We start from the raw sequence: 11,584 nt of genomic DNA on the forward strand, positions 1-11,584 counted from the left end.
TTGAATATAAGTTGTGCATACGTTGAATTGTACTTAGATATTTTGTCAATACTAAGTTACTAATAATCAACGATATGTGCAACTTTTTAAACATAAATATTTTAGGTATTTAATTCCGCCAACGGGTCAATAATAATATAGATACCCGTTTTCGGCACCTTGCTTTTGTTGTCCGAGTCTCACTTATCATCAATCTCCTTTGCATCTGCATCATGGTGTTCCTTGCCATAAAATTATGGTTTTATCAAAGGCACCTTCATCGATATGAAAAGAAACAGGCAGATGATTACCGTACATTGCTGCCCCGGATCATCTCTATAGTCAAAGAAACAAACAAAGACATGACACCTGCAGAAGTCTCCGGCATACTGCTGAGAGACCATGATTTCCAAGTTACAAATTTCAAAGATGCAAATTTATTCCTGAAGATTTTCTGCAATTATATCTTCAAGATGAGAAAAGGCTGCAACCTCTTCAATGTCTACCAAATCATCCATGTCATGGGCTACATTGATTTTTTGGAGCACAAACTGTTGAAAGGAAAAGACCAGGAGAAGAGTGCAGCCGTCCAACTTGCCATTCTCATGAATCTCTATATTGACGTGAGTTATGTGAGCCGCATCATCAACTCTGAGAACGCCCCACTTCGAAAACAGGCGAGGATGTACTATATGATGATGAATCAGGAAGACACTTATAAGTACATCGGACAGACAGATATAGAACTTTCACTTTGGGATCAGATGGAAATCCATCACATCTTTGAACTTTGCACATTGGACAACAAACCATTGCCGATATTCAGGGCAATCGTAAAATTAGAGGCCAGAAATGTGAACAAAGCCTTCTTCATCCGGGAGACCAGTTATTGGGGAGAGGATATCGAGGTACATGCCTTAATACCTTATATCGATTCTCCGGATGAGAAAATCAAGCGTGCCGCCATCAAATGTATGACAGAACGCCGGGTGGAATCTGCCGTGAACCTGATCAAAAAGGAAGCCTTTTTGTCCAGTCAGCACACCGTCAGACTTTGCCTCCGTTCCGTGCTGATCATCCACAAAGGCAATCAGACTGAATTCTTTTCCTACTTCTCCCAGCATGCTTCAAGTTCTCATACCCGCCGTGTAGCACTCATCTGCCTCCGACTCTATGACGAGTCGAGTTTGAAAGCCTATCAGAACTTATATCAACAAGCCAAAGGTAAGGAAAGAGTAACCTTCGAAGAAGTCGAAGAAAGCATCAGTCAATACAAACTCTATGGTGGTATTCTCAATGCCGACAACACTTTAAGTATTATTAAGAGATATGCTTCAGACAATATTTAATTTTTACGGATACGGAGTATTCATATACTTCCTTTTACTGCTTATCTCCTATGTGTTCCTGATCATTATGGCAGGAAGATCGATTTTCCGCAACAAGGAGAAAGTCATTGACGACTATGCTTTCAACATTATCAGCCAGAATCCTTATACTCCGGGAGTGTCGATCATCGTGCCTGCCTATAATGAGGCTGTGACCATTATCGAGAACGTCCGCTCCTTTCTGCAACAGGACTACCCCAAATTTGAAGTCATTGTGGTCAATGACGGAAGTACCGACTCTTCCCTGGAAAAACTGGTCAAGACTTTTGATCTTGTGAAAGTACCCTACTCCTATGTGGAGAAACTGACCACCCACCCCTTCAAAAGTATGTACCGCTCCAAGAACCCGGTCTATTCCAAACTCGTCGTCATCGACAAGGAGAACGGGGGTACAAAAGCGGATGCCATCAACTGCGGGATAAACGTATCCAGATTCCACTATTTCATCAATACGGACATGGACTGTATCCTGTCAAGGGATGCGGCCCTGCAATGTATGCTTCCCATTATGAAAGACCCCCATGTCATTGCCGTCAGCGGCATTATGACCATGTCGAACGGGTGCACGATCGAAGATGGGGAAATCAGCAAACTCGAACCTCCGAGAAGACCAATTCCGCTCTTTCAGGAACTGGAATACCTCCGGTCATTCGTCGTCGGCAAAATGGGATGGTCCGGGATCAACGCCATGAACAATGTCTCGGGAGGTTACGGCCTTTTCAACAAGGAGATATGCATCAATGCCGGAGGATACAGCGTAGATTCTTTTGCGGAAGACATGGATATGGTCATGCGCATGACCGGCTACTGCTGTGAAGCCAAACGGGAATACCAGATCGTACAGATCCCGAAGAACTGCTGCCATACTGAAGGTCCTTCAAATGTAAAGATGCTCAACCGGCAGCGCTCCCGTTGGGGCACGGGTCTGATACAGTGCTTCTGGACCCATCGGAAAAAGTTTTTCAATCCCAAGTACAAGAACATGGGACTCATCACCGTACCTTATGCGTTCTTCTTCGAATTCATGGCACCCATCGTGGAATTTACAGGTTGGGGAGTACTCCTCTACCTCATCCTCACAGGTGGTATCAACTGGCCTGCAGCAATTTTAGTTGCTGCCGCCGTATACCTCTTCACAGTGATGCTCTCGACTGTTGTCATCTTCTATTCTGTAGCATCTGAGATAGAATACAAGAATATGAAACAATACCGCACATTAATGCTGGCATCCCTTCTGGAACCGTTTTTCTATCATCCCCTGATCACCATCTTCAATATCAAGGGCTACTTTGAATTCATCATCGGCAAGAAGATGAAATGGAAACCGATACAGCGGGAAGGTTATAAGAAGCATGAATAAACAAAGACGAATACGATTTAGGATATTATCAAACAACTTATGCAGAGAAAATTATTATTAATAGGTCTGTTCTTTTTGCTCTCCATCGTCGTAGAGGCACAACGACACCAACAATATGACCCGCTCAGCAATAAATATGAACAAACTGCCGCCACCCTCTTCAACAAGGGAGAAGACGGCAAAGCTTTGGCTGTCCTGACCAAAGCGCTGAAGAGTTACCCCGAACACCCCGGTCTGAACTACCTCATGGGGAAATATTATTATCATAGGAACGAGTATTCACGGGCACGGTTTTATTTCGTAAGGACGATACGGTACGAGGATGACAACATGGCGGCCCTCGGTTTGCTGACAAACATAGAAGAACGGACAGGCAACTACTCCAGTGCCATCTGCTATATCAACGAGATGCTCATTCAGACACCTTATAATAAAGCACTCTGGTTGAGGAAGATCGGACTCTACCACAAGCAAGACAACAATATCGAGGCAGAACGACTTCTCAAACGACTCGCTCAGATCTTCCCCAATGACAACGATATCAGAAGGCGGTACCAGGGACAACTCGAAGAGAATGTCAAGAAACTCCGGAGCAACGGGCGCCCTTCACAGGCCGTCGATGCCTTAAGGCAACTCGTGGAGCGAAACCCGCACAACATCTCCTACTACTTGGAACTCGTCAATCTGCTCATTCAAAGCGGACGGAGCGACGAAGCCCTCAATGCCACTTCACAGGGCCTCTATTTCAATCCCGGTTCCGCCAGCCTCATTCAGAAGAAGGCCAGCATTCTGGCAGAAATGCACCGCTACGGTGAAGCCAACGACTGCCTGAGGGATTTCCTCAAGCACCACTCCAGCGCCAAACTGTCCGCCATGCAGCGCGACATCGAGGAAGAAACGGCCAGGGATGCGGTCGCCAATGACCCATACGAGATGTATAAAAAAGTCTACGACCGTACGCACAGCACCGATGCATTCCATTTCCTTCTGAACACATCCATCAGCCGGGGCTACTTCAATGACGCCCTCTACTATATCGGCATCGCAAGAAAAGGCCGACCGAATGATCCCCAACTCCTCTGGAAGGAATACACCATTTATCAGCAGATCGGGGACAAGCGGCAAGCCAAGTCAATACTGGAGAAGGTCGTCCGCCTTCAGCCCCGCAACAGCGATGCCATAGAAGCGCTCTCGACCTACGATATGGACGACGCTACCGACCTCATGGCCAGCATGGACTATCAGGAAGCCGTGCCCTTGCTCGACTTTATCATCAGAAACTCCAAAGACAAGAATCAGGTCCTCGCAGCGCTGAACAAGAAATACACCTGTCTGTTCGAGACCAAACAGTACACAGAGGCAGAAAAACTCCTGGCACAGATCGAACGGCGCTTCCCCAATTACCGCGACCTCTACCTGCGGCAGGCCGACCTGCTGGTGGCACAGAACAGGTATCAGGAAGCCTTGGCCATGCTTGGAAATATCCTCAACAAAGACTTGGGTAGTGACCGCCGTGCCTACTACCTCTCAGAATATGAAGACATCGCAGTGAAGTATATCAAGCAACTGGAGGACGAAGGCGCGACACGCAAGGCCCTTGCCGTTGCCGACAGCCTGGTCCAGGTCTACCCTTCTTCAAAACTGGGACTCCTCTACGCCATCAACAATTCAGCCCTGCTGAACGATTCTACTAAATTTGATAAATATAGTCAACAGGCGACGTCCTATTACCCCCAGGACGTCAACTTCAAGATCAAACTTGCCACAAGCTATCAGCGGCAACAAAAATACGACGAGGCACGGGGCATATTGCAACCTTATCTTTACGACTATCCCAATAACAAGAGCCTCATCGGCGCATACTCCGAGAACAGCCGGCTGCTGGCAGAATCCTATGTTCACAGCCACCAGGCCCCTAAGGCTGTCGGTATCCTCGACTCGGCTCTCGTCTATGACGGCGGCAACCGCTCGTTGCTCTATGACAAGGGACTTGCCTACGAAGCCATGCATGAGTATGACTCCGCCCACTACTACGAGAAATTCTACCAGCCGGGAATACTCGAAGCCAAGAGTTTCGGGATTCACCTCGACCAACTTCTCCAAAAGGGCAACAGGCATTTCATCACCGTCAACTACGTGACCTCACGCTATGGCGACAATGACACCAAGACCTCAGTCGCAGGCATCGAATATACCCAGAAGACCCACAAGAACACGTATTCATTACAAGTGAATTATGCTGGCCGCGACGGCAACTCCCAACCCAATACAGATTCCTATTCTCCCGGCGGGACCGGCATCCAAGTACAGGGTCAATGGGACCATACCATCAACGACTACTGGAGTTTTATGGGAAACGCCGCGGTGTCCACGAAATATTTTCCACGTCTTGCATTCAATCTGCAGATAGAGAAAATACTTTCAAATGATTGGACTGCAGACGTACACGCAGGCTACAGGAACATCAATTCCTACTCCTACACATTTGGATATGACGAAGATTACCATACCTGGTCGCCCAACGGATGGAAGAAGTCCGACAACAACATGTTCAACCTCGGCATAGGCCTTCAGAAGTCCTGGACCTCATTTGCTCTGGGAGGAAAAGCGGATGCCATCGACTATGCGTCGCATTTCCGCTATAGCGCCGTCGTCAACGGCTACTATTATCCTTTGGAGTCACGCATCCTGACGCTCTCGACCATGGCGAGCGTCAGCAATGCCCCACAGACGGAAATCCTGGATGCAGCGGTCCCCGGAACATTCGACAAGACCAATACGACGGTCGGAGCAGGGATCACTTACCAACTCATCCGCAATGTGTCTTTCTCACTCAACGGGACATGGAGCACCTTCACCAATACCATGGCACATCGTAACGCCATCCCTGACAACACGGGCGGTACCCCAACTTACGATAAGAACAATTATAAAGACACCTATGAAAGCAAATACAAAAACCTATTCAGCATCGACGGTTCTCTTACCATCGGATTCTGAAGACAAACATAGAGGATCCTGTAGGGACAGACATCTGGCCCTGAGATTCTCCTACGGGCTTTTCCTGATAATGGGGATTGCCCTCTGCTCCTGTTCCCGGGCAGACAATGCGGGATTTGAATACGGGAGCATCTACTCCCCCACCTGCACGCCGGATTTCCAAAAGGCGAACGGTGTCGGAAACATCGACTATGACTGGGGACTGTGGGGGCATAACCTCGGGAAGGCACTCGGGCCGAACCTGTCCGAAGAGGCTTTCGCCTTCGACGGGAAAAGGAGGAACAGGGACCAGTACTGCTTCTCCTCCGAACAAGTCTATAGGAGGCTCGTCAACTTCATCCTCAACGAATACGGTGACGGCACGCAGGCGCCTTCACGTTTCGTCATCATGCCGAATGACAACAGCCTGGTGTGCCAATGCGCCCGCTGCAAGGCCGCAGGGAACACACTGACCTCAGCCACGCCGGCCGTCTCAAGGCTCATCACTAGACTGGCAAAGCGGTTCCCGCACCACACTTTCTTCACCTCTTCGTACGCAAGCGTCAAGGAGCCGCCGAAGGACAAGATGCCCGACAATGTCGGGGTCATCATTTCCGCCATGGACCTCCCCTATACGGCGGAGTTTGAAGGCAAGGCCGCGACAAAGGCTTTTGAAAATCTCATGGACAGGTGGAAGAAGACCGTCGGCAAGATCTATATCTGGGACTACATGAGGAACTTTGACGATTACCTCTCACCCTACCCCTGCCTCGGCATCCTTCAGGGAAGATTCAAATGGTATCTCGCACAAGGGGTGAGCGGGGTCATCCTCAACGGCAGCGGGGATGACTACGCGGCCTTTGACGACATGCAGACCTCCGTACTCGCCAAACTCCTGAAGGACCCGGACCAGGACATTGCCTCCCTCGTCCGTGGGTACTATGCAAAATATTATCCTGTCTCCGGAAAGGCCGTCGCCGACTATTACCTCTCCCTCGAAGACATGGCCGTCAAAGGCCCGGAGGGGATCCCTTATTATGGGGGTATCGGGGATGAGGCGAAAGCCTATCTCAAGCCTTCGGCATTCCTGGAGTTCAACGGCCAGCTTGACAGGGCTTCCAAGTCCATCAAGGGGGACGAGCGGCATCGCCTCAGCATGCTCCTCACCGGTTTCAACTACACGCAACTGGAACTCATACGGGCTGGACTGGAGAAATACGATCCGGAAAATGTCGAGACCTGCCTCATCGATCTTGAAGGCGCTAAGGAGCTCAAGGACATGAAGGTCTATCGCGAAGCCCACGGACTGCTCTCTGACTACATTCAGTATTACCGCAGTTATCCGCCCAAGAGAATCCATTCCGATAAGGTAACCTGCAACGTCAGTGCACTGACGGACGGCCTGGAAGGAAGCGCGTATGACTACCACACCAACTGGGTCATCAGTCCGAAGAAGACCACTTCATACATCGTATCCAGCAAAGGCAGTCTCTCACAACTTTCGCTGGGGTGCCTTCAGGCGCCCGTATGGCACATCTACGCTCCTGCAAGAATTGAGATCCTGGAGAACGGGAAACAGACCGGCGTTGTCAGCCAACCTTCAGAGACGAGACCCCAGTCAGGGGGCGACTTCCAGCACCTCACCTATATCCTGCCCTTGAAAGGGAAAGGGAATGGGAAAGGACAAATAGAACTTCGAATAATTGCACCGGAAAAAGACGGCCGTGTGACTGTCGCCTGTGACGAAATACATTAGAAATGAAAGCGCTTATATACACTCTTTGTATCATACTGGCAAGTATGACCTTGTTCACCGGATGTAAAAAGGAAATCGGACCTACAGTTGTAAAGGTACAGGACTCGATCCGGCATTATCATCCGGTCATCAGCGGAGATAAAGTCTATATGTCCTATAAAATCAAGAATGTCGGCTCCTCACCGCTCATCATCAACGACGTACAACCGTCCTGCGGATGTATCGTGAATCAGGATACAATGCAGATCATCATCTATTCAGGTGATTCCTGTACATTGCACTTCATCTACAACAGCACCGACAACCTCGGATATGTCAAGCACACCATCCGCATTTACGCCAATGCCCTGCCACACGGGGAAATAGACCTTCTCTTCGACCTCTATGTAGTCCCTAGAGAACTCGACAGCCATGATTTCGAGCAAATCTATGACGAAAGGATCATTGAAGAGGCCTCGAAGGACATCCATGATAATTTCGATGAAACCAATGGAAAAAGAGGTTATTGGGTGAAGAAAAATGATGAAGATGATTATTAGGCAGCAACTGTTCTTTATAGTCTAAGGAAAGGCTTCATGCTTTAGTGACTGGCACTAAAGCATGAAGCCTTTTTTAGAAGCATCAAAAAGAACTTCGGCAATCGGATATTTGCACTTGATGCCAATCTGTATTGGGTGGCTTCGTTTCTCCCCACAACTCGTGCGTCCACTTAACCACTGACGCTTTTTATGCTATCGCTATATGGTGGCAAAAAGCCCCTATAGCCCCTTTAAGATGATCAAATCTGTAAATGGAAATATGCCACATCATGACGTGAATAACTGCATAAGAAAATGCTTTATGATGATTACGGCATAAAGTAACAAGAGCCTCTATTTAATAATAAAAAAGCATATTCTCTTGTGAATATAAGAAATTTTATCTATTTTTACGAAGTCCTTTATTAACTTGATTTTAGAACTTATGAAAAAGGACTTTAGCTAAATCAGTTATGCTGTATCTTCGTGTAATGTCATTGCTCTTGGTCATGTAATACAGATGTGAAGATACAGATGAAATACAGAATACAAAGCAGATGCAAAAGGTATTATTTACATATCAAATATGATGGTTAAATTACTTTCATTTCACCTATTATTTCAAGGAGACTTTATAATAGTTAATCTGTTAACTATTGTATATATCCTTGAGACTTTTTATTTCAAAAAAGGCTCGAAGAAACTTATCTTCCCTATTTTTTCAATATTAATTATTTATTGGCTACACTTATGCATCTATCTTTTTTCATCTCTTACTTTAGATGGTGTTAAGGGGATTTGCGAGATTGACATCATCCCTCTTCTACTTTTTCTTTATCTATTACTTCCCGTAAGAAAAAACAAAAGGACAAAAATGTTGATTATCATTTCTATCATCGTGTATTTTTCATTTTGGGCACTTCTTTTACTTTTTCATCATTTCTCTAAGATGTAGTCCAATTTCTGTCATGATATCTCTGCGTGGATTTTCTTTCCAGACTCCTGTCATGGCATTCACATCGAAAATTTGAAGCCGGATACCACTATTCCGATGTTTCTGATTCCGAACTGGATACAGTATAGTTACCAGAAGTTCTACAAAAACATTTTCAAGATATAAGAACATCCATCTTTCCTTCCAAGACACAAAAAGAGATGAGAAATGATGACCTCACATTCATCAGGCTACTCCGATCTTAAGAGTCATGGCTGACAAGGCCTTAAGCAAAAGGCTACAACTTATACCATTCCGGAAGGAATCGCATCAAACAAGAAAACACGAATGGGAAAACAAGCGGAAGGGCCCGTAATACCTGATTCAGTTAATAAGATATGATACCCATGATTGGATGAAGGAATCCTTTATTGATGGATAAAAAAATAGCAGAAAGCGTTTTGCTTTCTGCTATTTCTAAATTTAAAAGTACTCCAAATTTACTTTTGGTATATCTTATTGAATCCTTCCGTTTTCCTCAAGATATAAGCATGGTCTGTAGGAGATACTGTACAATCCAATTTATTTATTGCATTGTTTACCGTTCCAAATTCATTAATGTACTTCTTCGTACTAACCATGAATGAAATAGTCGAATTATTGAGATACTGACTCTGGAGCCAGTCACGGGTAATGTCAGACGTTACTCCATTGACGGTCAAAGAGTTCTTATAATAGTTCCAAACTTCAAAAGTGATGCCGTCATTGTAATTCTTGCGGAGATATTTTAAGACAGTCCTATTAATACCTGAAGCCGTAACACGGATACCACCCATCTCATATGTAACTTTCAATGTGATGACTTGACCGGCAATATCATAAGTCATAGTGGTATAGTCAGCAGTATTATTGTATTTCTCTTCATTATCCTTATGAGAGATTACAATATTCATATCATCTGCCCGGCAGTAATCCTCAGCAGGAACTGGGATGAACACTTCTACATCAGCCGTATCACGGACATGGATAGAAAGTTTTGTAGAGATAAAATCACCTTCATCTTTCTGGTCATTCAGTGATAAGTTTGCCACTATCTCGCCATCAACAGGGTTTACAGGATTCACTGGATCGGGATCAGGATCAGGATTACCATCAGCTGAAGTCAATTTGATGACATAGTCATTGTAAACGCCATCGCCGGTAAAATTCTCCCCGGAGTTTTTCTTCGTTTTGTAATCAAAACCCATATAATAGCCGACCTTACCGTTATAAGTAATCTTATAGAGCCTATAGGCATTAGTCTTCACGTTATCCATATCGCCATAGGAATCACGATAACTTGGGTTTTTAAACTGAAGGTTCTCAACGAGAGCATCAGGACCACCTGATGTATTGTAATCATTAAGGAAGTTACCGTCGATTGCAATTTGATCCATGTGATCAGAACCTACCACAGATTGGGTCGCACCGTTATGGTCTTTCATCGTATAGGAATCAAAAGATCTTCCGACGAACTGTACAAAGTAGACACTGTGATCATAGTCCGTCGTACCGTCATTAGGATGCTCTTTAATATACTTGATCACATAAGTCTTCTCTTCATTTGAAACTTGTGCAGGGATAGCTGATTTGTATTGATCAGGGATATTCCCGTCTTGCACCTTGTAATAATGAAAAGGACCTGTTGTTAAACCAGTTGCACGAGTGCCATCAGTTGTGGTCGGTGTGATTTCTTTCCCGCCTGAAAAAAGGGCAACTTTAGAAGCCTTTGCCGGTTTAAACGACAAAGATGCTGCCTGAGGGGTTGACATTGTTCCGTCATCACTGCTGGAACATGATGTTACTACCAATCCACCTAACAACGTTAGTATGGATAGATTAAGATACAAAATAATTTTTTTCATTTTCTCCCAATTATGTTTTAAAAAAATTAATTTAACTCCCTAACTACTTATCTTCTTTCGAAGAATGTTCATGTTCAATTTTTACACCTTTCGCGAGATTCCATTTATCCAAATACGTTCCTGTTTCCGAACTGATATACAACTCTTTACTTATGGTCACACAAAAGGTGATTTTGCCGTATAGTCCTCCTCTTAAAGTTATCGTAACAACTTAGAAAGAGTCTATAATTTTTACTGATTGCAAAATTAATTAAATTATTATATATACCAAATATTTATAAGCTTTTTAGTTATTTTTAGGAGATTATAGAAATAGTTTAACTAATTTAAATCCGTTATTCGTCCTGATTTTCAGACAATTAGTTACAAAATCAACCTAAAATTATTTCCAAAGTAAAATTATTGGTGTACATTGAATAACTAATTGGTTGATGAAACAGGATAGTCAATTCAAATCGTCACTACCCGTTTTTCTCTATAGGATGCAATGCCTTAATAAAACAAAAATATTCTTTCTGGTCTATGGTGGACCCGAATGGAGGACATTTATAGGACCAATAAAATAATTCACCCTGAAAAAGAGCTTAAAAATTTTTGATACAACATGAGAAAACTTTATCTTTGTAAGAAATTACAGAGTATACCCGTTGGCGGAATTAATTTAGTGCGTATTTAATTCTACCGATGGGCTTGCCATTAATGTAATTCATATATTGAGAAACGGTTAGCGCACTGATTTTGCCAATTATTCTGGCAAACAAGCCGT

Annotated in this window: 7 protein-coding genes and 1 pseudogene; 5 read left to right on the forward strand and 3 right to left on the reverse strand. The window is 44.7% G+C overall.

The features are described from left to right. Window positions 1-341: 341 nt before the first annotated feature. From NG821_RS11700 to NG821_RS11710, 3 genes are read left to right on the forward strand one after another with little or no spacing between them, the layout of a single operon-like run. Window positions 342-1,328 carry a hypothetical protein gene (locus tag NG821_RS11700; RefSeq protein WP_252761840.1) on the forward strand — a complete coding sequence of 329 codons (987 nt, stop codon included), beginning with the start codon at window positions 342-344 and terminating at the stop codon, window positions 1,326-1,328. Further along, complete coding sequence (locus NG821_RS11705) at window positions 1,309-2,727, forward strand: glycosyltransferase family 2 protein (protein ID WP_252761841.1); 1,419 nt, start codon at window positions 1,309-1,311, stop codon at window positions 2,725-2,727. The genes NG821_RS11700 and NG821_RS11705 overlap by 20 nt, the downstream gene beginning before the upstream one ends. A 39-nt stretch (window positions 2,728-2,766) precedes the next feature. After that, window positions 2,767-5,727, forward strand: coding sequence for a tetratricopeptide repeat protein (locus NG821_RS11710; protein WP_252761842.1), 2,961 nt, complete (start codon window positions 2,767-2,769; stop codon window positions 5,725-5,727). Here the strand turns inward: NG821_RS11710 and NG821_RS11715 are convergent. Further along, window positions 5,711-6,040: a hypothetical protein gene (locus NG821_RS11715; protein WP_252761846.1), complete on the reverse strand. Its 330-nt coding sequence runs from the start codon at window positions 6,038-6,040 to the stop codon at window positions 5,711-5,713. The two genes, NG821_RS11710 and NG821_RS11715, sit on opposite strands and share 17 nt — an antisense overlap. Between NG821_RS11715 and NG821_RS11720 the strand changes: the two genes are divergently transcribed. Together NG821_RS11720 and NG821_RS11725 are read left to right on the forward strand one after the other, a co-directional pair. Then, window positions 5,969-7,462, forward strand: coding sequence for a DUF4838 domain-containing protein (locus NG821_RS11720; protein ID WP_252761845.1), 1,494 nt, complete (start codon window positions 5,969-5,971; stop codon window positions 7,460-7,462). The genes NG821_RS11715 and NG821_RS11720 overlap by 72 nt on opposite strands. Before the next feature lie 2 nt (window positions 7,463-7,464). Next, on the forward strand, window positions 7,465-8,001 hold the full coding sequence (locus NG821_RS11725; RefSeq protein WP_252761843.1) for a DUF1573 domain-containing protein: 537 nt from the start codon (window positions 7,465-7,467) through the stop codon (window positions 7,999-8,001). Window positions 8,002-9,414: 1,413 nt separating this feature from the next. Here NG821_RS11725 and NG821_RS11730 read toward each other — a convergent pair. Beyond that, entirely contained in the window at window positions 9,415-10,818 is a 1,404-nt protein-coding gene (locus tag NG821_RS11730) for a hypothetical protein (RefSeq protein WP_252761844.1), read from the reverse strand. Window positions 10,819-11,474: 656 nt separating this feature from the next. Beyond that, a pseudogene (locus NG821_RS11735) lies at window positions 11,475-11,584 on the reverse strand (IS982 family transposase); the annotation flags it as partial.

Origin of the sequence: Segatella cerevisiae (assembly GCF_024054555.1) — a bacterium.
Lineage (GTDB): Bacteria > Bacteroidota > Bacteroidia > Bacteroidales > Bacteroidaceae > Prevotella > Prevotella cerevisiae.

Bases quoted from the DNA above. Each gene is read 5' to 3' on its own strand.
- NG821_RS11700 (WP_252761840.1), top strand. From the start codon at position 342: ATGACACCTGCAGAAGTCTCCGGCATACTGCTGAGAGACCATGATTTC.
- NG821_RS11705 (WP_252761841.1), top strand. From the start codon at position 1,309: ATGCTTCAGACAATATTTAATTTTTACGGATACGGAGTATTCATATAC.
- NG821_RS11710 (WP_252761842.1), top strand. From the start codon at position 2,767: ATGCAGAGAAAATTATTATTAATAGGTCTGTTCTTTTTGCTCTCCATC.
- NG821_RS11725 (WP_252761843.1), top strand. From the start codon at position 7,465: ATGAAAGCGCTTATATACACTCTTTGTATCATACTGGCAAGTATGACC.
- NG821_RS11730 (WP_252761844.1), bottom strand. From the start codon at position 10,818: ATGAAAAAAATTATTTTGTATCTTAATCTATCCATACTAACGTTGTTA.